Source organism: Bdellovibrio bacteriovorus (assembly GCF_025558485.1).
Taxonomy (GTDB): domain Bacteria; phylum Bdellovibrionota; class Bdellovibrionia; order Bdellovibrionales; family Bdellovibrionaceae; genus Bdellovibrio; species Bdellovibrio bacteriovorus_G.
The window spans coordinates 3,318,011-3,343,978 of record NZ_CP102930.1 but is presented as its reverse complement, the minus strand read 5'-3'; the positions used below and the strand labels follow the sequence as shown (position 1 = coordinate 3,343,978).

Here is a 25,968-nt window from a genome sequence, read left to right as displayed (position 1 = left end):
AGAGTTTGATTCTGGCTCAGAACAAACGCTGGCGGCGTGCCTAATACATGCAAGTCGAACGGGGAAAGCTTTCGGGTGAGTACTAGTGGCGCACGGGTGAGTAACGCGTGGATAATCTGCCTTGGAGTGGGGGATAACTAGTCGAAAGATTAGCTAATACCGCATAAGACCACAGGAGCTGCGGCTCTAGGGGTCAAAGGTTTTTCGTTCCAAGATGAGTCCGCGTAAGATTAGCTAGTTGGTGAGGTAATGGCTCACCAAGGCGACGATCTTTAACTGGTCTGAGAGGATGATCAGTCACACTGGAACTGAGACACGGTCCAGACTCCTACGGGAGGCAGCAGTAGGGAATATTGCACAATGGAGGAAACTCTGATGCAGCGACGCCGCGTGAGTGATGAAGGCCTTCGGGTCGTAAAGCTCTGTCGCAGGGGAATAACACAATGAATGTACCCTGTAAGAAAGGATCGGCTAACTTCGTGCCAGCAGCCGCGGTAAGACGAGGGATCCTAGCGTTGTTCGGAATTATTGGGCGTAAAGCGGATGTAGGTGGCTTTGTAAGTCAGATGTGAAAGCCCAGGGCTCAACCCTGGAAGTGCATTTGATACTGCGAAGCTTGAGTGTCGGAGAGGTTACTAGAATTGTTGGTGTAGTGGTGAAATACGTAGATATCAACAGGAATACCGGAGGCGAAGGCGGGTAACTGGCCGAACACTGACACTGAGATCCGAAAGCGTGGGGATCAAACAGGATTAGATACCCTGGTAGTCCACGCCGTAAACGATGGATACTTGTTGTTGGAGGTATTGACCCCTTCAGTGACGAAGCTAACGCGTTAAGTATCCCGCCTGGGGAGTACGGTCGCAAGATTAAAACTCAAAGAAATTGACGGGGGCCCGCACAAGCGGTGGAGCATGTGGTTTAATTCGATGCAACGCGAAGAACCTTACCTAGGCTTGACATGTACTGGAAGATTGGCGGAAACGTCGTCGCTCGCAAGAGTCGGTACACAGGTGCTGCATGGCTGTCGTCAGCTCGTGTCGTGAGATGTTGGGTTAAGTCCCGCAACGAGCGCAACCCCTGCATTTAGTTGCCAGCATTCAGTTGGGCACTCTAGATGGACTGCCGGTGTTAAACCGGAGGAAGGTGGGGATGACGTCAAGTCCTCATGGCCCTTATGCCTAGGGCTACACACGTGCTACAATGGTAGTCACAGAGCGAAGCTAAGCCGCGAGGTAGAGCAAATCGCTTAAAAGCTATCTAAGTTCAGATTGATCTCTGCAACTCGAGATCATGAAGTTGGAATCGCTAGTAATCGCGGATCAGAATGCCGCGGTGAATACGTTCCCGGGCCTTGTACACACCGCCCGTCACACCATGAAAGTCGGCTGTACCAGAAGTCGCTGCGCTAACCGTAAGGAGGCAGGCGCCCAAGGTATGGTCGATGATTGGGGTGAAGTCGTAACAAGGTAGCCGTAGGGGAACCTGCGGCTGGATCACCTTCCCGTTATTCCCGTTATTCCCGTTATTCCCGTTATTCCCGTTATTCCCGTTATTCCCGTTATTCCCGTTATTCCCGTTGTTTCCGTTATTCCCGTTGTTTCCGTTGTTTCCGTTATTTCCGTTGTTACCGTTGTTACCGTTGTTCCCGTTATTTCCGTTATTCCCTTTATTTACATTATTGCCGTTATTCCCGTTGTTGCCGTTGTTGCCGTTGTTGCCAACGACTTGAAGGCTTACACCGTCATCACACGGCACCCAGGTTTTGTTAATTAAGCACATGCTGCGAGCGCGGCCCTCAGAGGAATTGAAGTTTACAAATCCCCCCTCTCCCCTATTGTCCGAAAGAACTTTCCGCGCTTCATTATTGGCATTTGGAGTTGTCGTCGTCTTCGCGAATGCGACATTCGCGATCATCGACAATCCGGCCAAGAAAATCACCTTCCTTGACTTCCCACTCATTGCATTCTCCTTGTTTAACACCTCATTGTGATACCGCTCCGCGCGGTCTCCATCCCCCGAAGTGTTTTTTATTTTGTTAAGCTGATTAAATTTTTTAGAACGCAGGAGTTTCTTTGGACACTTACAGAAACAATAATTTCAGCCATTTAATTGACACATCATTGTCTGTGCTTTGACATATCAAACCGGAAAGCTTCATCAAGAAGCCACAAAAAAAACAGCAAAACTCATTCTTTTCAGAGAGAAAACACAGATAACAAACAACTTGCGCCCGCCAAAAAAACCTTTCCACTTCTTATGTTTCTTGCACTGGCGAAATGTCTTCCCTCGGTGGAAGTGCTTCATCTTACAAAAGCGTAAGCACTTTTTCCGAATCAATATGTTAATACTCATGGCTCGAAATAAAGGCAGGGCCGATGAAACCACTTAAGAAAATACTGATCGTTATCTTCTTTTCAGTGAATGTCGGTATTATGATTGCTGATGGCCTGCCCGATCAAAGTGCGCTTGGTGCCCGCTTCATCTCATTGGTATCACGTTATCAAGCCGCAGCCATGCTCTATCAGCCATGGTCGATGTTTGCACCAAATCCGATGAATACAACAGCCTTTGTACAGGCAGATCTGCTCTTTGACGATGGTAGCACCGCTGTATGGAAACTGCCTCGGCCTCAAGAGCTGCCGTTCCTGCGGCAGGTGTTAACGGGAGATCGCTATCGTATTCTGGGGCAGGAAACTCTGCTGCCTCAGCACAATGATCTGGTATGGTTCGATTTATCCCGCTATATCACCCGTGAAGTGATGCAGCAGGAAGTCGCCCGAAACTCCGGGCGCACATTAAAGGAAATTCAGTTCAAACGCTTTGAAAGCCGCATCCTTTTACCGCCCGAAGGAACTTTTATTCCCCATGGGCAACGCAGTAATAAATTTAATATCACTCATGTCTTCCACTACCTCCCCACCTACGAAAGGGTTCGTCATGAAGTTCAAAACAGTCAGCAAAGCCATTGATGATTTTCTTTTTGCTCCGCAGCCAGTGTACAGTGTGGCCCTGCTGCGAATCGGCCTGGGTCTGCTGCTGTTATTGAACTGGGTGATGCTTTATACGGACTTGGACATTCTCTACGGACCCCATGGCATGATTTCCCTGCAAACAGCCCAACAGTTCGGAAATCCTCTGCGCTTTTCCCTGTTCGACTATCTGCCCAACACAGGTAAAGTCGTCAGCACGCTGGCTTTTATAAATCTTTTCGCCGTTCTGGGAATTATCGCAGGAGCCTGGACACGCACGGCAATCTTTATCGCCTTTGTGACTCTGGTGTCTTTCCACCATCGCAATGGGTTTATTTTAAACAGTGCAGATTCTGTTCTAAGAGTTTTCCTATTCTTCCTGTTCTTCACCCATTGTGCAGATTGGCTGTCAGTAGATCGCTGGATTCTGCGCCAAAAAGGCCGTGCCCCCGAAGTTCCCGTCGAAAAAAGCCCCTGGGCTTTGCGCTTGATCCAAATTCAATTCTGTATCATCTATATCGCCACCGTATTGTTTAAAATCAAGGGCGATAGCTGGATGGATGGCACCGCTGTCTATGTAGCCACGCGTTTAGACGACTTTGTTCGTTTTGAATTGCCCCTTTTAAACAGCATGATCTTTATTAAATTTCTAACGTGGTCCACTCTAATCGTGGAATTTGCACTGGGAACTTTGGTGTGGATTAAAGAGCTGCGGTACTGGATCTTACTGGCCGGAATTGGTTTTCACTTGGGCATCGAATACACCATGGCCATCCCGGTCTTTGAATGGGCCATGATTATACTTATGATCTGCATGGTGGATTCACGGGATCTAAAACGCTGGATGGATTCTTTTCAGCGAACGGCTTTCTTTGGCCGCCTGTATCCATGACTGAATATCACGGGAATCAACCATACACAGCATTGCGAAAATCATCACCCATTCAAACATGGGGATATTCATGGTGACCTCAATCCCCAGATGCAGCCCCATACCTGCCAAAAGAACCCAATAACGAAGTTCTTTGATCCATACCAAAGTTCCCAGTGCAAATTCCACGATTAGAGTGGACCACGTCAGAAACTTGACGATCATGATGTTATTAAGAATATCCAGTGGCATACGCACAAACTCATCCAAACGCGTGGCTACATAGACCGCAGTTCCATCTGCCCACATCGTGCCTTTCATTTTAAACATCACCGTGGCGATGTAAATCAGGCTGAACTGGATTTGCATCAAGCGCAAAGCCCAGGGGCTTTTTTCCACCGGAATCTTTGGCACCGTTCCTCTTTTCAAGCCAATCCAACGATCCAATGAATAAAGGTCTGCACAAGGTGTAAAGAAAAGCAAAAACACAAAATTCCGAATCACAATATCTGAGCTGTTCAGAATAAAGACATTTCTGTTATGAAAAGACAGCAACGTAAAAAAGGCGATGGCAATCGAGGTGCGAGTAAACAGCCCGAAAAAGACCCCCAGTGCGGCCGCCAAATTCAACAGCGCCAGCAGAATCGGCACACGGCCATCGGGCGGAAGCAGTTCAAACAGACTGAAACGATAGGCATGGCTGTATTTCATGGCGCTTTCCATGGAAAACAGCCCGTCAATGCCCCAGAAGGTTTCCAGATGGCTCCAGATCATGAACCAGTTGATCAATAAAACCGCCCCGAATAAAATCCTCATCAAGGCCACGCTATGCGCTGGCTGGGGCTTAAAAAAGAAATCATCCAGCGACCTAGTGATTGTTGCTAGCTTCATAGCGAGGACCTCCGGTGGGTTTGAAATGGAAAACTGTTTCCGTGGTGTACTGAGTGCTCATCTTTCCATGCGGAATAAAAACCTGTGAAGGTGGAGCCACCACATTGAAGTGACGATAGAAATAAAGTTCCTGCAACTGGCGCCCACGCCCCTGCTGTTCAATATGCTCAACCTCCCGGGCCACATAGCGGGATAGGTCAAACCACAGCTCCTCTTTTTCCATGGGCAGAAGATTTTCCTGCTGGTATTTACGATAGCGCTCCCCGGCTGTGAAGCGCTCCATATCATCCAGTTGAGAAGCTCTTGGGAAGGTCCATTGCTCTGTCGAACCATCCTTGAATGTCAAAGTGGCCGTCAAATAAGAATTCACCGAAGCGGGATTCGGAGCGAACATGCTCCACGTCTGATCCAAACCGAAAAACACCTGATAGGCGGACAGGAACCGCAGCACCTGATCCCCCACAGCACTTCGGTCCGGCAAAGCGGCCGTGACCATCATAATCACATGAACGGCTATAAATACGGATATCAAAGACTTCTTAAGCATCGTCATTTGCACCTACCTTGATGTATCAGGCATCAAAATAGATATCTGAACGATGATTCCCCGAGCAATCTCGTTTGCTGTAAGCTCAATTACGTTTCGCTTAACTAGATTTCTGAATGGCAACAGAACAGCCCCGGCACAGGCGGCTGGGGCTGACAGAAAACTTATTTCTTTTTGGAGCTAGGCTTCACTTCAACATTATCAGCAGCCATCGTGTATTCGATGGTGACTTTTTCTCCGACCTTCAGATCTCCGCTCACCCGTGTGTTGGGATTGCGCTCAATCTCCCAGCGGTCACTGCCTTTCTGAATCACAATGCGTGAATCCGACAGCTCCAGAATCGGTCCCGTCACCTGATAGGTTTTCGCCGCAAAACTCAAGCTCGTGAACAAAAGTGTTGCCATGGCTAACAAGATTTTCATGAAAAGCTCCTTATGGTTTTCAAACAGTCTTATCTCCGTCCCCCGGGGGACGCCAATCGGGAACCTTGGAATCTGTTTAAGAGCATATTGCGCGAACCCCGCCTGCCTGACTATCTTCTGCACACCAAGCCCAGAAACGGCACCCCCGCCGAAATCAGCTCGAATTAAGGGGGTCCATAGGTCCACAAAATATGGCACATGGCTTGTATATAGAACCACGGAATCTGAACACGAACGTTAGCGGAAAGTTGGAAACATGAAGACTCTCATCACCACCCTTATCATCACACTGATCAGCTTACAGAGCTTCGCGGAAAGCCTGTATGACAGAAAAGTCAAAGATGTGCGCCTTTATGACATGTTCGTGAAGCAAGGTGTGCCTGAAGCCGCCGTACAAAGAACCTTTGAGTTTTTGGATGTAAACTCCGGCAAAACAATCAAGGTCCGCTCAAAAGTGCGTGGCAAGGAAAAAACCTTCATGGATGATCGCGAAGTCACAATCCGCAGTGAACTTATCGCCGTTATCGACTTCTCCAAGCCTTCCAATGAAAGACGTCTGTATGTTATGAATCTGAAAGACGGCTCTGTGGCCAAGCATTTCGTGGCTCACGGTAAAGGCTCCGGTGTTCGTGTTGCTGCCAAGTTCTCTAATATTGATGGTTCCAAAATGTCTTCACTGGGTCTGTTCCTGGGTGGCAACACCTACTTTGGCGGTCACGGTGAATCTTTGAACTTGTACGGCCTTGAGGCTTCCAACAGCAATGCTGCTGAACGCGACATTGTTGTTCATGCTGCCAACTATGTTTCTGAAGACTATGTAAAAAGCCAGGGCCGTCTGGGTCGCAGCTGGGGTTGCCCGGCTGTCGCTCCGGGGATCATCAGAAAAATGCTGAATGGCTTTAAAGATGGCGGTCTGATTTACGCTTACCACAAGGATCTGATTTCTTCCGCAGCCAAGGACCCGACACTTCAAGAGGTTCAGGCAGGCAGTGAAAAAGATGATGAAGACGTGGACTTGCCGGATGAGGAAGAAAGCGTCAGAAAAGGCCAAAGCGCCGTTTCTGTAACCGCTGACTCTGCCGCCGCTGCCAAATAAACAAAGGGATGCTTGAAGCATCCCTTTTCTTTTTTAATTTCTTTTATAATCATCCTGATAGCGGACAATATCGTCCTCGCCAAAGTAGGTTCCCAGTTGAACCTCCACAAACTCTAGCATTTCGTCAGAATTATTACGCATACGGTGCTTGGCCCCCAGCGGAATATGAATGTGACTTCCCGCTTTCACCGCAATCACCTGATCGTTCAACACAACCTCGCCAGAGCCCTGAGTGATCGTCCAGTGTTCCTCTCTTTTTGCATGGGATTGATAGGACAACTGAGAATGAGGATTCACACGAATCACTTTGGATTTAAAGTTTTCTGTATCCTTCAGAATTTCAAAATAGCCCCACGGACGGTATTCAAACACATGCTCTTTCACCAAAGGCGACTGTTGCTGTGTCAGCTTTTCCACCACATGACGCACGTCCTGAGACTGGCCTTTTTTCACCAGCATCAAAGCGTCCTTGGTATCCACCACGATCACGTTTTCCATCCCAATCATGGAATAATTCTTCGCCGGATCACCGAAAACAAAATTTTCCTGACCCTTAATGTTGATGATGTCCTGACCCTTTTGTAAAGCGGCCACAGCATCCCACGAACCCACATCATTCCAGCCAAAATCAGCCGGAATACATGCCAGTTCCTGATCATTCAGCTTTTCCATAATGGCATAGTCGATGGAAATACTCTGCACCTGAGCATAGATATCCCCCAGATTGGAGGCATCCGCCTTTAAAGCAGAAATTTGCTGCCACAATGCCGGCTGATGTTTTTCAAACAAACTGGCCATGTGGGAAACCTTAAAGACAAAAATTCCCGCGTTCCAACTGAAGCTTCCTTGAGCAATAAACTCTTTGGCTTTTTGCAAATCCGGTTTTTCATGGAACTTCACAACGGAATAGGCCTTCAGACTGCCCGGGCCATCCTTCAGGCTGACTGCCTTGGTCTGAATATAACCGTAGCCTGTTTCCGGATAAGAAGGCGTGATCCCCAAAGTCACCACACGGTTTTCCTGTGCAACGGTATTGGCAAAATCCACCACTTTCAGGAACACCTCGTCTTTGGCAATCAAATGATCCGACGGGAAAATTCCGACAACTTCAGATCCTTTTCCCTGATCCAACAAAAGCTTACACAGGGCCGCAATCGCCGGAGCCGTGTTTTTACCAACAGGTTCGTAAACCACCTGAACCTGTTCCGCCTTATTCTGTTTTAAATTCAGCTCTGTCAGGGTCTGCAAAGCTTTGGACGTCACAATCCACGGAGTTCCCATACGCAGGCATCTTTTAAGTGTCAGGGTCTGCAACGGCTCGCCGAAAATATCGCAGAACTGCTTGGGCATCTGCTGACGAGACACGGGCCACAATCGCGTTCCACTGCCACCGGATAGGATTACTGGTATCAAGACGACCTCCAAAATGAGCTCTCTTTTATAGCACTAAACGATGGGAGTGAGTATTTTTAGCCGCATCATGGCTCGATTGGTCAAAAATCTGAGACACCATTGAAATAGCCTCTTCGGAGCTTCATAAACCAGCCATTTCTCTGGAGTTCTGCCCTGTTTTCAAGTAAGACAAACCCCTATGGTTAAACACACCAAAAAGCTCCTGGTTCAAGCTTCCAAGATTCTCTTTTCAACCGGTATTATCTATTGGCTGGTGCAATCCGGAAAACTGAATTTCGCGGCCCTTAAAAATCTTCTGACTCCGGCAGCAGCTTCGGTGGCTCTGCTTTTGGTGGTGCTAAACCTGTTTCTGGCCAGTGAGCGCTGGCGCACACTGATCAAATCCCAAGGGCTTCAAGTCAGTCCGTTTAAAGTCTTTCGCCTTAGTCTGATTGGGTCCTTCTTTAACTTCGCCATGCCCGGCGGGGTCGGTGGCGACGTGATCAAGGCCTTCTACTTCACCCGGGAAAATCCCGGGTCCAAAGTTGTTGCCGTCACCAGCGTGCTTATGGACCGTGTTTTGGGTCTGTTCGCAATGGTTCTTTTGGCCTTGTTGGTCATGATCTATGACCTGCACCACATTATGACCGTGCCTGTTCTGACAACTTTATTCTGGTTTATTTTAAGTCTGTTTTTTGCCTTTATCATCGCACTGGCACTGATCTTCTCGCAAAAAGTCTATGACAAATCCATTCTGAAAAAAGTCATCCACAAGCTGCCGTTGTCAGAAAAATTCATGAAGCTTTATGAAAGCATGCACCTGTACGGCAAAGATGGAAAACGCTTCATGCTGGTTCTGTTCCTAAGCCTTCTGTCGCAGGCCTGCTCGATTCTATTCCTGATTTTGGCGGGTAACGCTGCCGGCTTCACAGAGATCGCGGCAAAGACCTACTTCCTGGTCGCACCACTGGGCTACATGGCCACTGCCATTCCCATTTCCCCGGCCGGAGTCGGCGTGGGGCAAGCTGCCTTCTATTTCCTGTTTAACATTTACAACGGGAACACCTCGGAAGTCGGCCCGACAGTGATCACGGCCTTCCAAGTCACCACCTTCGTGGTCAGCCTGGCCGGAGCCTTCTTCTATCTGCGTATCAAAGAACGCGTCAGTACTTCCGCACTTGAAAAAATGTAGAAGCCCCGCTATTCAAAACGGGGCCGCTTTTACAGCATGACTTCTTGAGCCACCAAACGCCCCAATGACTTTTTAATATCATCCCCGGAAGGCTGCTGATAGAAACGCAGCCCGAATTCAGGCAAAACAGCCAGCAAATGATCAAATATATCCGCCTGAGCCCCCTCATACACCGCCCAGCGAGTATCATTCGTAAACACATAAATCTCTATCGGCAGCCCCTCAGAACCCGGCGCCAACTGTCTAACCATAAAAGTCATGTTCTTATGAATTAACGGATGTTCTTTCAAATATTCAGTCAAATAAGCCCGGAAAGTTCCGACATTCGTCAGACGGCGAGTATTGACCCCGAACTTCAATGCCTCGGAATCAATTTGCTGGTTATAAGCCCCCACATCCTGCACCTTCTGTTGAAGATATTTGTGCAACAGCCGGAACTGCGAAAATTTCTGAATATCATCCGCAGTCAAAAAGCGAATCGACGTGATATCAATATTCAGGGATCTTTTGATCCTGCGCCCCCCGGCCTCCTGCATTCCCCGCCAGTTTTTAAAACTGTGCTCTAAAAACTTATGGGCGGGAATAACAGTGATCGTACGATCCCAATTCTGAACCTTCACACTGTGCAAAGCAATTTCAACAACATCCCCATCCGCATTGAACTGAGGCATTTCAATCCAGTCCCCCACTCGGATCAGGCCGTTCATGGTCAGCTGAATCCCGGCCACCAAAGAAAGAATACTGTCCCTGAAAATCAAAAGCAGGATGGCCGTAATGGCTCCCAGTCCGCTTAAAAAGATAACCGGTGATTTGTCCAACAATGCCGCCATAATACAAATAATCCCCATGAAGTAAGCGACAATCTCGATTGTTTGCAGGTACCCCTTGATAGGACGGGAACGCGATATCTCGTGACGGCGATAAAGCTCATCAATAACACGTGTGATTTGTGACAGAATAAACAGACAGACCAAAATAGCCGTGGCCAGAATAAATCTTTGCACCATCATTGAAAGTCGTTCGGGAATATGAGGCACCCATTCCCAAGCCAGATGAATAATAAAAAGGTACGGCAAAAAACACACGCAGCTAATTAACCGCTTATTTTGCAAAAAAGCCTTCACCCATTCATGGCTGTCCATTTGGGAAGAGTTAACAACTCCTCTAACCACCCACTTAATGACCACATCCAAAAGATAAAGGGAGGCCAGCACCACAAGAATCGCCAGAGAGGTTTGCACCAACGGCAGCTGTAGGATTTTATAGTCAATTTCCATCATGAACTCCTTTCAGTTGGGGTTTTTTACAACCCCCGCCCCCAGATTTCATTACAGTGAAATCTCCTCCAAAGACTGGACCGTTATGTATCGAAAATCAGGATGCAAAGCACGGTAACCCTTTAAACTTTCCTCCTGCTTCGCCGTTTGGTCCGAAGCCAGTAAATAAAGACTCTTCACTCCGGCGGCATAAGCCGCCTTCAAATCCGAAGCACTATCCCCCACCATAACAGAACGGGACATATTCACTTTCAATGTATCGTTGATCTTCAAAAACATTCCGTTGCGGGGTTTTCTCATTCCAGCCAACAGACGGCCGCGTTGCGTGCCGGACTCGCTGATAAAGGCCGACCACTCACAGTCATCAATCCAGGCTTTTTGTTCCGCCAAAAGACGCAGCATCTGCTGATGTACAGACTGATATTCGTCCCAGGTAATTCGTCCGCGCCCCAAACCCGATTGATTGGTGACCAAAGCCACCCACCACCCCCGCGCATGCGCCCGGTTGATCAACTCTGCAATCCCCGGCATCAAAACAACAGCCTTCGGATCTTTATTGTAAGGGACATCCTTCACCACGACATTATCGCGGTCCAGAAACAAACACGGCGTCTGATGTTCACCCGGCAACCCCTGCAGAACCGAAGCCTGATCCCACTGCCTGCGCAGGTTTTGCAACAGAGTCTCCCACAACTCCATCGTCATATCAGAAAAAATAAAATCCCAGGAATCTGTTAAGCGAGCCGCGTCCGTTCCCAACAAAGCCCGTTGACCGGACAGAAGACTTTCCATCTGTGGCAACAAAGACTCCTGCTCTTTAAAAAACAGAACCAAATCCTCTGGGCGGGTCGCAAAACGCTTGTTCGTCAAATCCTTTGCACGTCGAACGACAAAGGGAATTTCCGCAGCGAAGTGCTTTTGCAGGGACCCGGTCCAAACCGGCAGTGTTGACGGAGCCTGATCCGACAGGAAGACAAGACTTCCTCCCAGTTGAACTGTTTCAAGAATCAAAAGCTCCAATGGATGTGACATAGGGCCCCAGTTTACAACAGACCAATTCCCCTGTCCTCGGGTTTCTACTTGCCGCCTTGCATTTATGCTTATTAAAATCGCTGCAGGAGGAATCCATGACAGCGTTACTCAAGCAGATATTCAACTTTCTGAAACTCCTCAACTCGGACACCGGTACCAACCAGCTCGCGTGGGGACTTTCACTGGGATTGATTCTGGGCTTCGCCCCGTTCATTTCCATTCAGACACTTTTGGTCTTCGCTCTGATTTTTGTTTTCAGAGTGCAACTGGGCGCCGCCTTCCTGTCGGCCTTCTTCTTTAAGTTTGTGGCTTTTCTATTCGACCAGCCCGCACACTTTCTGGGTAAAGCTGTTTTGGAAAACGAATCCCTGCGCCCGCTGTTTGTCAGCATGTACAATATGCCCTTTGTACCGATGACTCGCTTTAATAATTCCATCGTCATGGGCTCCATGATCGTTTCCGTTCTGCTGCTGCCTTTTGCCTTCTTTGGCTTTAAGTTTGCGATCCTTAAATACCGCGCAACGGTGGTCGCCAGATTCAAAGGCACCAAGTTCTGGAAGGCCTTCACCGCCACAAAGCTTTATAACTGGTACTGCACTTACGACAATCTTTACGGATAGGACGACAGCACTATGACAACACCAGAAACAACACCCGTAAAAAAGAAAAAAGAAAAAGGCCCGATCCGCTGGGAAGCCATTATTCCGTTTGTGATCATCTGTGCCCTGATTGGTTTGTACTTCCACTTCTTCTTCGACACACACCTGCGTCGCGGAATGGAATGGGCCGGATACAAAGCCATCGGTGCCGAAGTAAATATCGCCAACGTCAAAACCAGTTTCTTCGACGCCAGCCTGCGCATTCAGGGCATCGAAGTCACTGATGCGGAAAAGCCGACGCACAACTCGATCAAAATCGGCGACATCCGTTTCTCCATGCTGTGGGATGCCTTGTTGCGCGCAAAAGCCGTCGTCAACGAAGCCGCAGTTGAACAAATCGAATTCGGCAACAAAAGAATCCGCCCGGGCAAGGTGGCTCCGCCAGAGCCTGTTTCCAATGAACCCGGCATGGCCGAAAAAATCAAAGAACAGGCCCTTCAGGAAGCCAAGGATCAGGCTGGCGAAAATGTTCTGGGCGATGTTATCGCCATGCTGACCGGCACTGATGCCAACGTTCAGTTGCAGAAACTTCAGGACTCTTTGCCTTCCAAGGCCATGCTGGAAAAATTTGAAAAGGATTTAAAAGCCAAGCAAAGCGAATGGGACGCTCGTCTGAAAACCCTGCCACAGGGTAAAGACATTGAAGCCTTGAACGCCCGTCTGGGTAAAATCAAAACCAAGGACTTTAAAACCCCTCAGGAATTGCAAACTTCCCTGCAAGAGCTGGACAAGGTCTTCAAAGATGGCGATGCCATGTACAAACAGGTGCAATCCACAGGCGACGACCTAAAGAAAGACCTGAAAACTCTGGAAACCCAGTACAAAGAGATCGAAAAACAAGTCAAAACAGATATCAAGAGTCTGGAACAGCACTTCCGTATTCCAAAACTGGATGCGAAGTCCCTGTCCATGGCGATTTTCAATCGCTATCTGGGACCTTATAAAGCCAAGTTCTTCCGTTACAAAGCCATGGCTGAAAAATACATTCCGCCAAATCTGATGAAAAAGAAAAGCCCGTCAGAAACCGAAGTGGCCATCCAGCCGCATCCGCGTGAAAAGGGCATCAGCTATGAATTTGGTCGCCCGAACTCTTATCCATTGTTCTGGATTAAACGCACGGCCGTCAGTTCGCAAGCAGGTCTGACTCCGGACGCCGGTAATATCAAAGGTGAGATTCTGAATATCACCTCCAATCAGGCCCTGATCGGCAAACCCACTGTGGCAACCTTGGCCGGGGACTTCCCGTCCAAAGAAATCTTCGGCTTCCTGGTGCGCTTGTCTTTGGACAACACCAAAGCCGACAGCGTGATCGACTATAAATTCAAGGTCGATTCCTATGCGATCGAAGGCAAGGATCTGGTGAAAACCCCGGATGTTGAAATCGCCTTCAATAAAGCCAAAGGCGCTCTGGGTGTCGAGGGACAGCTTGTGGCTCTGAAGAATGTAACTGTGGCGATGGATAACAAGTTCACGCAAATTGATTACAAAGTGTCTTCTAAAAATGATATCGCCGATCAGATTCTGAAGGCGGTCTTTAATGGCATCCCGGTGGTGACTTTGACCGTGGATGGTCAGGGGGTCTTTCCGAATGTGCCATTGTCGATCAACTCGAATCTGGGCCCGGAACTGCAAAAAGGCTTTGAAAAACAGATTCAGGCCAAAATCGACGAAGCCCGCAAAAAAATCGAAGCTTACGTGAACGAGGAAATCGGCAAACAAAAGGCCCGCGTGGAAGCTGAGATCAACAAACTAAAAGGTCAGTTCGACAGCGAAGTCAAAAAAGCCGAGGCTCAGTTGAACGAGCAGAAAAAACAAGCTGAAGCCCGCATCAATCAAGCCAAGAAAGATGCTGAAAATCAGGGCCGCAAACAACTCGAAAAAGAAGGACAGAAAGCCGTCGATGAGTTGAAGAAGAAATTCGGCTGGTAATTTTTTTTGTTTTTCTGACTAGCTCTCAAACAGTCGTTTTCGACTCATTTCTTTTCGTCGAAGCTTTCAACAGGTCCTGTCGAAAGCTTCGACGCTAACTCGTAACTTCCTGTTTTTACTTATCAATTTTCCTCGCTTTTTGATGTTGCCTCTGTTTTAAGCATTCATTTTCATGCTACTCTTGACGAAGAGGTAGGTATGAAAGCATCGCTTAATACACATTTTATAGTTCTGAGTTGTGTGGTTATGACTTTGACCGCTGGCTGCGCCAAGATGAACTTCACACCGGTTCCGGAGCAGGAGTCATCGGCCATCACTCCGCCTCCAACCCCGGCCCCTAATAAGACCGTCTCCACAACAGAAGTGGTTGCTTACGGTAACAAGCAAGTGGACTTCCTTTTTGTTTTGGATGATTCCAACTCCATGCTGCCGGAGCTGAAGAAACTGGCCGCTCGCATGTCCACGTTTGTAAGCTCTCTGGATGCCAGCAATATCGACTGGCAGATGTGCCTGACAACCACCCGTGGTCTTTCCTCCGGAGGCAGTCTGGCCTATGGCAGCCCCTATTCCTGGACCAACTACACTCCCCCTGCGGGAGTTCCCGCTTATCTTTTAAAGAAAGGCACTGGCAACCTGAACACGATCTTCACGTCCACGATTGATACACTGACCATTGGTGGCGGCAGTTCCGGGGACGAGCGCGGGATCAAGGCCGCTCACGATCACTTTGCCAATAAAGACGTGCATGGGTGTTATCGTGAGGGTGCCGCGATTTCTGTGATTGTGATTTCTGATGAAGACGAACGCTCTGTCGGCGGAGTGGCTTCGCGCGTGAAAGCCAACGATGCCGCGGCCGTCCTACAACCGATGGAATCCGAGGATCAACCAGCGACTTTGGTTAGCAAATCCAAATCAGTCTTTGGCGAAGATGTTCGCTTTACCTTTAGCTCCATCATCGTGAAACCCGGCGATGCCGTTTGTGAAGCTGAACAGGATCAGGACACCTCTCCAAGTCACCCCGGCTATGTCTATGAAGAGCTGTCCAAGCTGACTGACGGTGGCGTGGGAAGTATCTGTGATGCGGATTACAGTGCAAATCTGAACACGTTCAAGGATAAGATCGTAAACTCTCTGTCCCATCTGACTTTGGAGTGCCAGCCAGTGCCGTCGTCTTTGAAAGTGAGCATTGATGGTCTTTCCATTCACAATTATAAAGTGGATAAGAACATCCTTAAGTTCACGTACTCTCTGATCGAAGGGACCAAGATCGACCTACAGTATGATTGCGTGGAAGGGATTCCTTAATCGACAAACGGCCAAGAATGGCCGTTTTATGCTTTTACAGGAGCTATTGCTGAGTCTTCAGCAACGACTCGATGTAGGCCACAGAATCCTTATTGTACCATTCGATAGATCCAACGACCTTCTTCACCAGCTTGTGATCAGTTCCCAGCACCAAAGACTCTGGCAATCTGGCAACCTGGAACTTCTTCATCAGTGAATGGTCCTCGTCGAAAACAATATGGATATTTTCACCCTTCATTTCCGGGAAGGACTTCATAAAGACATCAATGTCATTGCGAGTGCTATCGCCGGAAATAGCGATCAACTGCACATTGCCTTTGAATTCCTTCACCAGCTTGATCAAGGAAGGAACTTCCTCGATACAAGGCCCGCACCATGAAGCCCAGAAGTTCAGAATAACCACTTTGCCGTTGTAGTCCTGAAGCTGGAACTCTTTGCCATCCAGATTCTTCATCGCAAAGTTCGCCACGCCCTCTTTTTCCATTGCTTCGATGGTTGCATAGTCAGAAGAGGTCTGATTCAGCCTGCTGGCAAAATACGTACTGTAAGCCCACAGGCCTGCCATAGCCAAAACCGCGACGATAACGAAAGCTTTTAGATGCTGCTTCATAGAGACCTCCAACAACGGGCAAGAACACTTTCAAAATAGAAGTCCCCGCCACTCTTGGCAAGACGCAACCCAAGGAGGGCTGTGCCCATGCTATCACTTATTAAGAGCCCGGCAGGAAATTTGTGACGATCAAAGAAAAGAATCCGGAATGAACTATCAGAGGAATACCGAAAAAAAGAGCTTCTATTCGGAAAATAAAAAGGCCCAAGTTTCCTTGAGCCTTTTAAAGATCTATCTTTGAGATTCAATTAAGCGCGAGCTGCTGCTCTTGCTTTCTTTTGAGTCTTTTTAACAGCTTTTTTCTTCGCTGCTACAAGCTTAGTAGAAGCCTTTTTTGCTTTAACTGCTGGTTTTGCAGCTTTAGCATCGGCTTTTTTCGCCTTCGGAGCTTCTTCAGTTTTTGCTGCTTTAGCTTCGAAATCGTAATCTACAAACTCAAGGAACGCCATCTCAGCAGTGTCACCAGGGCGACGACCGATTTTGATGATGCGAGTGTAACCACCTGGACGTGTTTTGAAACGTGGAGACAAGTCCTTCATGATAGTTGCAACTGCTTCTTTATTTGGGAAGCGGGAAAGCAACAGACGTGTAGCTGCCAAGTCACCTTTTTTACCAAGTGTGATCGCTTTTTCAACGTGACGACGTACTTCTTTAGCACGGTCAACAGTTGTAGTGATACGGCCGTGCTCGATCAAAGAAGTCACAAGACCTCTCAACAAAGCTTTTCTTGGGCCAGATTTACGATCAAAATGTTTTACTCTTCTTCTGTGTGAACTCATTTTATTCTCCGGTTTCAACGTGCTGACCGTATCAGGTATCAACACGATAGAACACTCTTTGTTAATTTGGTCGAGTGTTACTTTTCAGGGCTCCGTGCCCTCGCAGCCCCGCAGGGCCGCGTGTTCAAACACCATTCTTGGTGCCGTTAATTACTGTTGAGTCTCTCTCTTTTGAGGAGGTTGACTTGGGTCCCAACCAGCTGGAGGCCAGCCTTCGATCTTCATACCCAAACCAAGACCCATTTCGCCCAAGATCTCTTTGATCTCGTTCAATGACTTACGACCAAAGTTTTTGGTCTTAAGCATTTCTGCCTCAGAACGAACAACCAACTCACCAATGTAGCGGATGTTAGCGTTCTTCAAGCAGTTTGCAGAACGTACAGACAACTCAAGGTCATCAACAGAACGGAACAAGTTCTCGTTCAATGTTGGGGAACCAAGTTCGCGTGCTTCTTCTGCAGGCTCCATAGTCTCGTCGAAAGTAAGGAAGATTTGCAGTTGTTCTTTCATGATTTTAGATGAAAGAGCCACAGCTTCTTCTGGTTTCAAAGAACCGTCTGTCCAAACTTCAAGAGTCAATGCATCGTAGTCAGTTCTTTGACCAACACGTGCATTGGAAACGTTGTAGTTCACTTTTCTGATTGGGCTGTAAAGAGCGTCAACGCCGATAAAGCCAACCGGAAGGTCTGTTTCTCTGTTCTCTACTGGAACATAGCCACGACCGAAACTAACAACGATTTCCGCGTTGAAGTTTGCATTTGCGCCCAAAGTAGCGATTGGAAGATCTGGGTTCAAAACTTCGATCTTATCGCTAGTTTGGATATCAGCTGCAGTTACTTTGCCTGGACCTTTTTTGGAGATCTTCAAAGTCAAAGAATCTGCAGTATATTGTTTAAAGCGCACTTCTTTGAGGTTCAAGATGATGTCAGTGACGTCCTCAAGAACATCTGGGATCGTAGTGAACTCGTGCAATACGCCTTCGAACTTAACAGCTGTAATTGCAGAACCCATCATGGAGCTAAGAAGAATTCTTCTTAGGGAGTTACCCAAGGTAACGCCAAACCCTCTTTCAAGGGGACGGATAATGAATTTAGCGTAGTCATCACGAAGAGAATCACGATCAACCTCAAATCCCTTTGGTTTGATCATTTCTCTCCAAAACTTATAATAATGCTCTTGCATAGCTCCCCCGAGAGGTAAAATTATCTTGAGTAGTATTCAACGATCATGTTTTCTTCAACAGCAACTGCTACGTCTTCACGATTAGGAAGATCTTTAACAGTTCCAGTGAACTTAGCATGATCGGCTTCAAGCCATGCTGGTACAGAACGTCTAGCTACCGCTTGGATAGCAGACTGAATCTTAACCATTTCGCGGCTTGATTCAGCTACAGTGATAACATCGCCCTTATTCACTAGAATACTTGGGATGTTAGCTCTTTTACCATTCAACAGGAAATGGTTGTGCTTAACAAGCTGTCTTGCTTCGCGACGTGAATTTGCGTACCCCAAAGTGTACACAACATTATCAAGACGAGTCTCAAGGAACTTAAGAAGCGCGGTACCAGTCAATTCTTTTGAACGGTTGGCTTCTCCAACATATTTCACAAATTGTTTCTCAGAAACACCGTAGTATCTCTTAGCTTTTTGTTTCTCACGCAATTGAAGCGCAAATTCAGAGAACTTCAAACGAGATTGGCCATGTTGTCCTGGCGGATAAGGTCTTCTTTCGAAAGAACACTTATCAGTGTAACAACGGTCACCTTTCAAGAAAAGTTTCACGTTTTCGCGACGGCAAAGCTTACAAACGCTTTCGTTAATGCAGCTCACGATATACTCCTATTAAATTCTTCTACGCTTAGGTGGACGGCAACCGTTATGAGGAACTGGAGTCACGTCTTTAAGAGACAAGATTCTCATTCCCGTAGCAGCCAATGCACGAATTGCAGGCTCACGACCAGCGCCTGGACCTTTCAAGTAAACGTCCACAGATTTCATACCTGCTTCCATAGCCTTCTTAGCAGCGTCTTCTGCCGCGGACTGAGCTGCGTATGGAGTACCTTTACGGCTTCCTTTGAAACCGAGGTGACCTGCAGAGGACCAGGACACAGTAGCTCCGGTTGGATCTGTCATCGTTACGATAACGTTACCGAACCCAGCTTGGATATAGCAGTTCCCTTGAGGAACGTTTCTTTTAACTTTTTTCTTTGCAACAGCTTTTTTATCAGTGTTCATCTACGCAACCTCAATTATACGGCTTTTTTCTTGTTAGCTACCGTCTTCTTAGGACCTTTACGAGTACGTGCGTTAGAACGAGTGTTCTGACCACGAACAGGCAAGCCTTTGCGATGACGAATGCCACGGAAGCAGTTCAAATCCATCAAACGTTTGATGGACTGTCCGATTTCACGGCGCAAGTCACCTTCAACTTTGAAGTTAGCTTCAACGATACTACGGATTTTAGCAATGTGCTCATCAGTCAAACCTTCAGTTCTTAGTTCAGAAGGAATACCAACTTGCTTGCAGATCATAGCAGCACGAGGGCGGCCAATGCCGTAGATATATGTCAACGCGATTTCAACGCGCTTATTTCTAGGTAAGTCGACACCAAGAATACGTGCCATGATTAACCCTGCCTTTGCTTATGTTTAGGGTTCTCGCAGATAACGCGAATAACGCCTTTTCTTTTAATAACTTTACACTTATTACAGATTGCTTTTACTGATGGTCTTACTTTCATACTGTCTTCCCATACGCTATTTTTTCACTTCATTAAAAAAGTGAAAATTCCAGCAAAAATACGAATGCGGTCCGGCACGCTAACACCGAAAAAACACAAAGTCTAGAGATAAAAATAATACAGCCGTCTATTTTATTATTTTTTCGATCTCTTTATAGACTTCTTCGGTATCCCTATTTCCGTCCACTTCAGTATATTTGCCTGATTTTTTATAAAACTCTTTTAGGGGGCTTGTGAACTCTTCATAAGTTTTAAGACGGGTTTCGATAACCTCCGCCTTGTCATCATTCCGTTGAATGACCTCACCACCGCACAAATCACATTTGCCCTCTACTTTGGAGGGCTTACTGACTACATGATAGACAGCGCCGCAATTTTTACATACGCGTCTTCCAGTCAGCCTATCCATAAGGATTTTCATGGGAACTTCCAGGAAAATCGCCTTATCAATGGATAGATTCATTTTTACAAGTAATTCATCTAGAGCCTGAGCCTGGGCTACAGTTCTAGGGAAACCATCTAAAATAAAGTTCGTTACGCCTTTTTGGAGAACTTCTTCAACCATGCCGATGACAATGCTATCTGGCACAAGCTGCCCTTTATCCATGAACTCTTGAGCTTTTTTGCCCAGATCAGTCTGCCCTTTGATGGCAGCTCTGAATAAGTCGCCAGTGCTGATCTGTGTCATACCCTGACGCTTAATCAAAAGTTCGGATTGAGTACCTTTACCGGCCCCTGGGGCTCCAAAGAGGATCAAGTTCATTAGAACTGAACCCTTCTGCTGCGAATCTTAGCCCCCTTAAGGAAGCCCTCATACTTCTGAGTGATCATATGAGACTGGATCTGCTGAGCAGTATCCAAAGCAACACCCACCAAGATCAACAAGCTCGTACCACCGAAGTGGAATGGAACGTTGAATTGGTTAACCATGATGCCTGGAAGAATACAAATTGTGCACAGGTAGATACAGCCAAGAACGTTTACACGCTCCAGAACTCTCTGGATATAGTCAGCAGTGGATTTACCCGCGCGAACGCCCGGAACGAAACCACCGTACTTTTTCAGATTGTCAGCCACGTCGTTCGGATTGAAAACGATCTCTGTATAGAAGAAAGAGAAGAAGACAATCAAAGCCACGAACATGATGTTGAAGATAGTGCCTGAAGGATTCAGAGAATCCTGCAAAGCTTTCAACCAAGGCGTATTAACAAACTGAGCCATCGTCGCCGGGAACATCAACAAGGAGCTGGCGAAGATCGGTGGGATAACCCCGGAGATATTGATTTTAATAGGAAGATGAGATGTTGGAGTTTGCATAGACTGCATACCGCCACCACCTTGTCTTTGAGAATACTGAACTGTGATTCTACGCTGAGCAACTTCCACATAGATAACAGCTGCGATAATCGCAACCATGAAAGCCACCAACAATAAAGCCAATGCAAAACGCATTTCGCCTGTGCGAACAAGCTCCCAAAGCTGTTGAGCACCACCAGGGATCGCAGCAGCGATACCAGTGAAGATGATCAGGGATGTACCGTTACCGATACCACGTTCTGTGATCTGTTCACCCAACCACATGATAAAGCACGTACCTGCTGTCAATGTGATGATAGTCATGATCTGGAACGGAAGGAACGCCACAGTTGGAGCAATCACCAAAGGATGTCCATCCGGGCTTGTGGAATTCATCAACCATGTGCTGATACCATAACCTTGGATAACGGCCAAAGCGACAGTCGCATAACGAGTGTATTGGTTGATTTTACGACGGCCTTGCTCCCCTTCTTTCTTAAGAGCTTCAAGGTATGGAACCGCAGAAGTCAAAAGTTGGAAGATGATGGAAGAGGAGATGTAAGGCATGATACCCAGTGCAAAGATGCTGAACTGAGACAGGGCACCACCCGTGAAGGTATTAAAGAGCCCAAAAATCCCACGACTTTGCGCCTGGAAAAATGAGAGCACCGCAGATCCGTCCACTCCTGGAGTCGGAACGTGTACACCAATTCTGTAAATGGCCAAAAGAGCCAATGTGAACAAGATGCGTTTACGAAGATCAGAATTCTTTGCGATGCTCTCAATTGCAGACACTACTTAATTACCTCGACTTTGCCGCCAGCAGCTTCAATAGCTTTCTTAGCGCTTTCTGAGAATTTATGAGCTTTTACAGTCAAAGCTGTCTTAAGCTCGCCATTTCCCAAAATCTTAACAGCGCCTTTGGAAATAAGTCCAGCAGCGTGTAGAGATTCAGGAGTGACTTCTCCAGAAAATTTAGCAAGTTGGCCAACGTTTACAATCTCAAAGTTATTTGCGAATGCTACGTTACTGAAACCAAACTTAGGAAGACGACGGTGCATAGGTGTTTGACCACCTTCGAAACCACGACGCACTGTTCCGCCAGTACGTGCAAGTTGTCCCTTATGACCTTTAGTAGAAGTACCGCCCATACCAGAACCGATACCGCGACCGATTCTTTTTGGAGCGTGCTTGGATCCTGCTTTAGGTGCCAATGTTTTAAGCAAGCTCATGGTTGCTCCTTACTTAACTACAACATCAATAAGATGTTGTACTTTCATGATATTACCGCGTGCAGCAGCAGAATCTTTCACCTCAACAGTTTGGTGAAGCTTCTTAAGACCAAGAACGCGAACCGCGTCCTTTTGATCTTGAGTGCACTTGATAGTTGATTTTTTCAAAGTTACTACGAATGTTTTAGCCATTTTTGCCACCAGTCCGCGAATTAAAGCTGTTGTTTCAACTGCTTCAAGCCGTCGATTGTTGCTCTTACAGCGTTGTGAGGGTTACGAGTACCAACACACTTAGTAAGAATGTCTTTTACACCTACAGATTCAAGAACGGCACGAACCGCACCACCCGCGATAACACCAGTACCAGGAGCAGCTGGCTTCATGATCACCTTTGCTGCGCCAAATTTACCGATAACTTCGTGAGGGATTGTACGACCTTCCTTCAAAGCTACAGATTTAGCAGATTTCTTTGCAGATCTGCTTGCCTTCCCGATTGCTTCTGGAACTTCACCAGCTTTGCCGGAACCGAATCCAACATCACCAGCTTTGTTACCAACAACTACTAGAGCTGCGAAAGAGAAGCGACGACCACCCTTAACAACTTTCGTTACACGGTTGATCGCTACTACACGCTCTTCTAATTCAGCTGCTTGAGCTTGAACTTTCTCCACACATCACTCCTTAGAAATTGAGGCCGCCCTCACGAGCGCCATCTGCAAGAGATTTAACACGACCATGATAGAGGTAACCGTTTCTGTCGAAAACTACGTCTTTGATGTTTTTCGCAGTAGCTGCTTTAGCTGCTTCGATACCAACAAGTTTCGCCATTTCGATACCAGATTTATCCTCTTTACCCAAAGAAGACACAGCTACCAAAGTGTTACCATCAACGTCGTTGATGATCTGAGCGTAGACGTGCTTACCGCTTCTGAATACGCAAAGACGTGGTCTTTCCGCAGTTCCTTGTACAGTTTTGCGGATTCTGATCTTCTTCTTGAGGCGATTTACTTTTCTATCGCTTGTATGTTTGCTAATTTTAAGTTTCATACGTTACCTCAATTATTTACCAGCTGACTTACCGGCTTTACGTCTGATTTGCTCACCAGTGTAGCGAACACCTTTACCCAGGTAAGGCTCTGGTGGACGGAAGGAACGGATTTTCGCCGCAACTTGTCCAACAAGCTCTTTACTTGGACCAGTGATGCTCAAGCTGGTCTGCTTATCGACTTTAATTTCAATACCTTCTGGAATGTCGAAGATAACTGGGTGAGAGAAGCCCAAAGAAAGCTCCAACTTTTTACCAGCTACGTTCGCACGATATCCAACCCCTTGAAGCTCCAAACCTTTAGTGAAGCCCTTAGTAACGCCAGTTACTGCGTTCTGGATAAGAGCTCTGTAAAGACCATGCATTGCACGGCTTTCTTTAGAGTCATCATTCGGAGTCAAAACCACTTTGTTGCCGTCGATTTTCGCGGAAACATTTGGTTTCATACCGATTTTAAGTGAGCTTTTCGCACCTTTAACGACAACTTCGTTAGCAGGTGTTAAGCTTACTTGTACTGTGTTATCAAAAACAACGGGTGCTTTTCCAATACGAGACATAATTCACCTACCAAAGTGTCGCAAGCAGTTCGCCACCAAGCTTTTGCTCTGTAGCTTGCTTACCGCTCATGATTCCTTTGCTTGTGCTGATGATGGACATGCCCATACCAGAACGAACAGTTGGAATCTTGTCAGATTTAACATAAACGCGACGGCCTGGACGGCTTACACGGTCAATATTATTGATCGCGTGACCACCAGCTTCGTCATACTTCAAATAAACACGCATGATGCCTTGTTTGCTGTCTTTAGCAACTTTAAAGCTTCTGATGAAACCTTCGTTTACCAAGATCTGAGCAATACCAGCTCTCACTTTGGAAGCAGGCATATCCACTTTTTCGTGTTTTGCCGCTCCAGCGTTTCTGATCATTGTAAGGAACTGAGAAATTGTATCCATTCTGAACCTCTTACCAGCTGGCTTTCGTTACGCCAGGCAATTTACCGTCAAGGGCCAATTGTCTGAACGCAATACGAGACAAACCGAATTTTCTGTAGTTACCACGAGGGCGACCAGAAATTTCACAACGTGTGATTGTGCGGTTTGGGTTTGTGTCACGAGGAAGAGCTTGCAACTTTTTACGTGCAGTTGCTCTTTCTTCGTCAGAAAGCTTCATATCAACAGCTTTAGCTCTCAGTTCTGCTCTGTATTGACCATACTTAGCAGCAAGAGCTTTTCTTTTATTGTTTTTTTCAATGCTTGCTTTACGAGCCAAGTGACACCTCTTATTTTCTGAAAGGCATACCAAGCGCTTCAAGCAACGCTCTGCCTTCAGTATCGTTCTTCGCAGTTGTACAGATAGTGATATTCATACCACGAGTCTTATCTACTTTATCGTAGTTGATCTCAGGGAACACGATCTGCTCTTTCAAGCCCATATTGTAGTTACCACGACCGTCGAAGCCTTTATTAGGCAAGCCACGGAAGTCACGTACGCGAGGTAGTGCCAACGTGTTCAGACGATCCATGAATGACCACATTTTCTCTCTTCTCAAAGTCACACGAACACCCAATGGGATGCCAGCGCGCAATTTGAAGTTAGAAATTGCTTTCTTTGCTTTAGTGATAACAGCTTTTTGTCCAGTGATCGCTGTGATCTCATCAACCACAGTGTTCAAGATTTTTGGATTCTGAACAGCTTCGCTCAAGCACACGCTAAGAGTGATTTTCTCCAAGCGAGGAACTTGCATCACGTTTTTAACTCCCAATTGGTTCTTCAGAGCGGGAGCAATCTCTTTTTTATATCTTGTATGTAAGCGATTCATCTCGTCACCCCTTATAGAACTTCCGGAGCCAAAGAAACAATCTTAACGAAAGACTTTGCTCTCAATTCTCTGGCTACTGGGCCAAAGATACGTGTTCCGATTGGTTCTTTAGAAGCGTTGATCAAAACTGCAGAGTTGTCATCGAAACGGATATAAGATCCGTCTGGACGACGAAGTTTAGCTACAGTTCTAACAACAACAGCTTTAGCTACGTCACCTTTTTTTACTTTTGCATTTGGCAGAGCTTCTTTGATGGAAACAACGATAACATCACCAATGGATGCTACACGACGCTTAGAACCACCAAGAACCTTAACGCACATAACTTCTTTTGCGCCAGAGTTGTCTGCTACATTCAGTCTAGTTTGCATTTGAATCATAACAGTCTCCTATGCCTTCGCCGTTTCTACGACTTCAGACAAAGCCCAACGTTTAGTTTTGCTCAGAGGACGAGTTTCACGGATCTTAACGATGTCACCAACTTTTGCCTGGTTCTTTTCGTCATGAGCCTTGAATACAGATGTCTTCTTAACATACTTTCCGTATTTAGCGTGCTTAACCATGCGGTAGATCAGAACAGAAATGGTTTTATCCATCTTGTCGCTGATAACTTCACCTACGACTTCAATTTTACGGCCTCTAGAATTAGTTTCAGTCATTTCCTACCCCTATCTCGCCACTTTTTTTACAATCGCTGTATTGATTTTAGCGATGTCGCGGCGAAGACCACGGATTTGCACTGGGTTAGAAAGCTGCCCAATGGAATTCTTGATACGTGCCTGGAACAGCTCTTCGGAAAGAGCCGCTCTTTTCTTTTTCAATTCAGCAACAGAAAGATCTTTAATCTCTACGAACTTCATAC

The 25,968-nt window shown here is 46.8% G+C and carries 33 protein-coding genes and 1 rRNA gene; 8 read left to right on the top strand and 26 right to left on the bottom strand.

The window, feature by feature from the left end; all coding sequences use genetic code 11:
* From EZJ49_RS16370 to EZJ49_RS16360, 3 genes are all read left to right on the top strand, one after another.
* Window positions 1–1,507: ribosomal RNA gene (locus EZJ49_RS16370) — 16S ribosomal RNA — on the top strand.
* Between the two features lie 871 nt (window positions 1,508–2,378).
* Entirely contained in the window at window positions 2,379–2,972 is a 594-nt protein-coding gene (locus EZJ49_RS16365; protein WP_262553329.1) for a hypothetical protein, read from the top strand.
* Window positions 2,941–3,864 (top strand): HTTM domain-containing protein, encoded by a 924-nt coding sequence (locus EZJ49_RS16360; RefSeq protein WP_262553328.1) that lies wholly within the window; start codon window positions 2,941–2,943, stop codon window positions 3,862–3,864. The genes EZJ49_RS16365 and EZJ49_RS16360 overlap by 32 nt, the downstream gene beginning before the upstream one ends.
* Here the strand turns inward: EZJ49_RS16360 and EZJ49_RS16355 are convergent.
* From EZJ49_RS16355 to EZJ49_RS16345, 3 genes are all read right to left on the bottom strand, one after another.
* Window positions 3,805–4,734: an HTTM domain-containing protein gene (locus tag EZJ49_RS16355; RefSeq protein ID WP_262553327.1), complete on the bottom strand. Its 930-nt coding sequence runs from the start codon at window positions 4,732–4,734 to the stop codon at window positions 3,805–3,807. The genes EZJ49_RS16360 and EZJ49_RS16355 overlap by 60 nt on opposite strands.
* Complete coding sequence (locus tag EZJ49_RS16350; RefSeq protein WP_262553326.1) at window positions 4,712–5,287, bottom strand: hypothetical protein; 576 nt, start codon at window positions 5,285–5,287, stop codon at window positions 4,712–4,714. The genes EZJ49_RS16355 and EZJ49_RS16350 overlap by 23 nt, the downstream gene beginning before the upstream one ends.
* Before the next feature lie 158 nt (window positions 5,288–5,445).
* Window positions 5,446–5,703 carry a hypothetical protein gene (locus EZJ49_RS16345; protein ID WP_262553325.1) on the bottom strand — a complete coding sequence of 86 codons (258 nt, stop codon included), beginning with the start codon at window positions 5,701–5,703 and terminating at the stop codon, window positions 5,446–5,448.
* A 256-nt stretch (window positions 5,704–5,959) separates the two neighbouring features.
* On the opposite strand from EZJ49_RS16345, the gene EZJ49_RS16340 reads away from it, so the two are divergent.
* Window positions 5,960–6,799, top strand: a complete 840-nt coding sequence (locus tag EZJ49_RS16340) for a murein L,D-transpeptidase catalytic domain family protein (RefSeq protein ID WP_262553324.1) — start codon at window positions 5,960–5,962, stop codon at window positions 6,797–6,799.
* A gap of 33 nt (window positions 6,800–6,832) precedes the next feature.
* Here EZJ49_RS16340 and EZJ49_RS16335 read toward each other — a convergent pair whose 3' ends face one another.
* The gene (locus EZJ49_RS16335) at window positions 6,833–8,212 is read right to left on the bottom strand and encodes a mannose-1-phosphate guanylyltransferase/mannose-6-phosphate isomerase (RefSeq protein ID WP_262553323.1); all 1,380 of its coding nucleotides are present in this window, start codon (window positions 8,210–8,212) and stop codon (window positions 6,833–6,835) included.
* A 178-nt stretch (window positions 8,213–8,390) separates the two neighbouring features.
* On the opposite strand from EZJ49_RS16335, the gene EZJ49_RS16330 reads away from it, so the two are divergent.
* Window positions 8,391–9,383, top strand: a complete 993-nt coding sequence (locus EZJ49_RS16330; protein WP_262553322.1) for a lysylphosphatidylglycerol synthase transmembrane domain-containing protein — start codon at window positions 8,391–8,393, stop codon at window positions 9,381–9,383.
* A 29-nt stretch (window positions 9,384–9,412) separates the two neighbouring features.
* Here EZJ49_RS16330 and EZJ49_RS16325 read toward each other — a convergent pair whose 3' ends face one another.
* A complete protein-coding gene (locus EZJ49_RS16325) occupies window positions 9,413–10,663 on the bottom strand; it encodes a mechanosensitive ion channel family protein (protein ID WP_262553321.1) in 1,251 nt (416 codons plus the stop codon).
* A gap of 48 nt (window positions 10,664–10,711) precedes the next feature.
* A complete protein-coding gene (locus EZJ49_RS16320; RefSeq protein WP_262553320.1) occupies window positions 10,712–11,692 on the bottom strand; it encodes a D-glycero-alpha-D-manno-heptose-1,7-bisphosphate 7-phosphatase in 981 nt (326 codons plus the stop codon).
* A gap of 95 nt (window positions 11,693–11,787) precedes the next feature.
* Here EZJ49_RS16320 and EZJ49_RS16315 point away from each other — a divergent pair, with 95 nt between their 5' ends.
* From EZJ49_RS16315 to EZJ49_RS16305, 3 genes are all read left to right on the top strand, one after another.
* Window positions 11,788–12,312, top strand: a complete 525-nt coding sequence (locus EZJ49_RS16315; RefSeq protein WP_262553319.1) for a TIGR03546 family protein — start codon at window positions 11,788–11,790, stop codon at window positions 12,310–12,312.
* 12 nt (window positions 12,313–12,324) lie between these two features.
* Window positions 12,325–14,280, top strand: a complete 1,956-nt coding sequence (locus EZJ49_RS16310) for a TIGR03545 family protein (protein ID WP_262553318.1) — start codon at window positions 12,325–12,327, stop codon at window positions 14,278–14,280.
* 198 nt (window positions 14,281–14,478) lie between these two features.
* Window positions 14,479–15,585: a hypothetical protein gene (locus tag EZJ49_RS16305; protein WP_262553317.1), complete on the top strand. Its 1,107-nt coding sequence runs from the start codon at window positions 14,479–14,481 to the stop codon at window positions 15,583–15,585.
* Window positions 15,586–15,628: 43 nt separating this feature from the next.
* Here the strand turns inward: EZJ49_RS16305 and EZJ49_RS16300 are convergent, their stop codons facing one another.
* From EZJ49_RS16300 to rpmC, 20 genes are all read right to left on the bottom strand, one after another.
* Entirely contained in the window at window positions 15,629–16,195 is a 567-nt protein-coding gene (locus EZJ49_RS16300) for a TlpA disulfide reductase family protein (RefSeq protein WP_262553316.1), read from the bottom strand.
* Window positions 16,196–16,443: 248 nt separating this feature from the next.
* On the bottom strand, window positions 16,444–16,974 hold the full coding sequence (rplQ, locus tag EZJ49_RS16295) for a 50S ribosomal protein L17 (protein WP_316963669.1): 531 nt from the start codon (window positions 16,972–16,974) through the stop codon (window positions 16,444–16,446).
* A 150-nt stretch (window positions 16,975–17,124) separates the two neighbouring features.
* Window positions 17,125–18,156, bottom strand: coding sequence for a DNA-directed RNA polymerase subunit alpha (locus EZJ49_RS16290; protein WP_262553315.1), 1,032 nt, complete (start codon window positions 18,154–18,156; stop codon window positions 17,125–17,127).
* A 20-nt stretch (window positions 18,157–18,176) separates the two neighbouring features.
* Window positions 18,177–18,803 carry a 30S ribosomal protein S4 gene (gene rpsD, locus EZJ49_RS16285; RefSeq protein ID WP_262553314.1) on the bottom strand — a complete coding sequence of 209 codons (627 nt, stop codon included), beginning with the start codon at window positions 18,801–18,803 and terminating at the stop codon, window positions 18,177–18,179.
* Window positions 18,804–18,815: 12 nt separating this feature from the next.
* The gene (gene rpsK / locus EZJ49_RS16280) at window positions 18,816–19,208 is read right to left on the bottom strand and encodes a 30S ribosomal protein S11 (protein WP_262553313.1); all 393 of its coding nucleotides are present in this window, start codon (window positions 19,206–19,208) and stop codon (window positions 18,816–18,818) included.
* A 14-nt stretch (window positions 19,209–19,222) separates the two neighbouring features.
* On the bottom strand, window positions 19,223–19,597 hold the full coding sequence (gene rpsM, locus EZJ49_RS16275) for a 30S ribosomal protein S13 (protein ID WP_011165331.1): 375 nt from the start codon (window positions 19,595–19,597) through the stop codon (window positions 19,223–19,225).
* A gap of 2 nt (window positions 19,598–19,599) precedes the next feature.
* Window positions 19,600–19,713, bottom strand: a complete 114-nt coding sequence (rpmJ, locus tag EZJ49_RS16270) for a 50S ribosomal protein L36 (RefSeq protein WP_011165332.1) — start codon at window positions 19,711–19,713, stop codon at window positions 19,600–19,602.
* Window positions 19,714–19,840: 127 nt separating this feature from the next.
* Window positions 19,841–20,476 carry an adenylate kinase gene (locus tag EZJ49_RS16265; RefSeq protein WP_262553312.1) on the bottom strand — a complete coding sequence of 212 codons (636 nt, stop codon included), beginning with the start codon at window positions 20,474–20,476 and terminating at the stop codon, window positions 19,841–19,843.
* Window positions 20,476–21,804 carry a preprotein translocase subunit SecY gene (secY, locus tag EZJ49_RS16260; protein WP_262553311.1) on the bottom strand — a complete coding sequence of 443 codons (1,329 nt, stop codon included), beginning with the start codon at window positions 21,802–21,804 and terminating at the stop codon, window positions 20,476–20,478. Before secY ends, EZJ49_RS16265 begins: the two co-directional genes overlap by 1 nt.
* Window positions 21,804–22,241 carry a 50S ribosomal protein L15 gene (gene rplO, locus EZJ49_RS16255; protein WP_088564474.1) on the bottom strand — a complete coding sequence of 146 codons (438 nt, stop codon included), beginning with the start codon at window positions 22,239–22,241 and terminating at the stop codon, window positions 21,804–21,806. The genes secY and rplO overlap by 1 nt, the downstream gene beginning before the upstream one ends.
* A 9-nt stretch (window positions 22,242–22,250) precedes the next feature.
* The gene (gene rpmD / locus EZJ49_RS16250; protein ID WP_262555966.1) at window positions 22,251–22,433 is read right to left on the bottom strand and encodes a 50S ribosomal protein L30; all 183 of its coding nucleotides are present in this window, start codon (window positions 22,431–22,433) and stop codon (window positions 22,251–22,253) included.
* 20 nt (window positions 22,434–22,453) lie between these two features.
* Entirely contained in the window at window positions 22,454–22,912 is a 459-nt protein-coding gene (gene rpsE, locus EZJ49_RS16245) for a 30S ribosomal protein S5 (RefSeq protein ID WP_011165337.1), read from the bottom strand.
* A 10-nt stretch (window positions 22,913–22,922) separates the two neighbouring features.
* Entirely contained in the window at window positions 22,923–23,288 is a 366-nt protein-coding gene (rplR, locus tag EZJ49_RS16240) for a 50S ribosomal protein L18 (RefSeq protein ID WP_262553310.1), read from the bottom strand.
* 12 nt (window positions 23,289–23,300) lie between these two features.
* Complete coding sequence (gene rplF / locus EZJ49_RS16235; RefSeq protein WP_262553309.1) at window positions 23,301–23,843, bottom strand: 50S ribosomal protein L6; 543 nt, start codon at window positions 23,841–23,843, stop codon at window positions 23,301–23,303.
* Between the two features lie 7 nt (window positions 23,844–23,850).
* Window positions 23,851–24,240, bottom strand: a complete 390-nt coding sequence (rpsH, locus tag EZJ49_RS16230; RefSeq protein ID WP_011165340.1) for a 30S ribosomal protein S8 — start codon at window positions 24,238–24,240, stop codon at window positions 23,851–23,853.
* Between the two features lie 10 nt (window positions 24,241–24,250).
* On the bottom strand, window positions 24,251–24,556 hold the full coding sequence (gene rpsN, locus EZJ49_RS16225; protein ID WP_262553308.1) for a 30S ribosomal protein S14: 306 nt from the start codon (window positions 24,554–24,556) through the stop codon (window positions 24,251–24,253).
* A gap of 10 nt (window positions 24,557–24,566) precedes the next feature.
* A complete protein-coding gene (gene rplE, locus EZJ49_RS16220) occupies window positions 24,567–25,106 on the bottom strand; it encodes a 50S ribosomal protein L5 (protein ID WP_262553307.1) in 540 nt (179 codons plus the stop codon).
* 11 nt (window positions 25,107–25,117) lie between these two features.
* Window positions 25,118–25,486, bottom strand: coding sequence for a 50S ribosomal protein L14 (rplN, locus tag EZJ49_RS16215; RefSeq protein ID WP_011165342.1), 369 nt, complete (start codon window positions 25,484–25,486; stop codon window positions 25,118–25,120).
* Between the two features lie 9 nt (window positions 25,487–25,495).
* On the bottom strand, window positions 25,496–25,765 hold the full coding sequence (gene rpsQ / locus EZJ49_RS16210; RefSeq protein ID WP_262553306.1) for a 30S ribosomal protein S17: 270 nt from the start codon (window positions 25,763–25,765) through the stop codon (window positions 25,496–25,498).
* A 9-nt stretch (window positions 25,766–25,774) separates the two neighbouring features.
* Window positions 25,775–25,966 (bottom strand): 50S ribosomal protein L29, encoded by a 192-nt coding sequence (gene rpmC / locus EZJ49_RS16205; protein WP_011165344.1) that lies wholly within the window; start codon window positions 25,964–25,966, stop codon window positions 25,775–25,777.
* Window positions 25,967–25,968 lie beyond the last annotated feature (2 nt).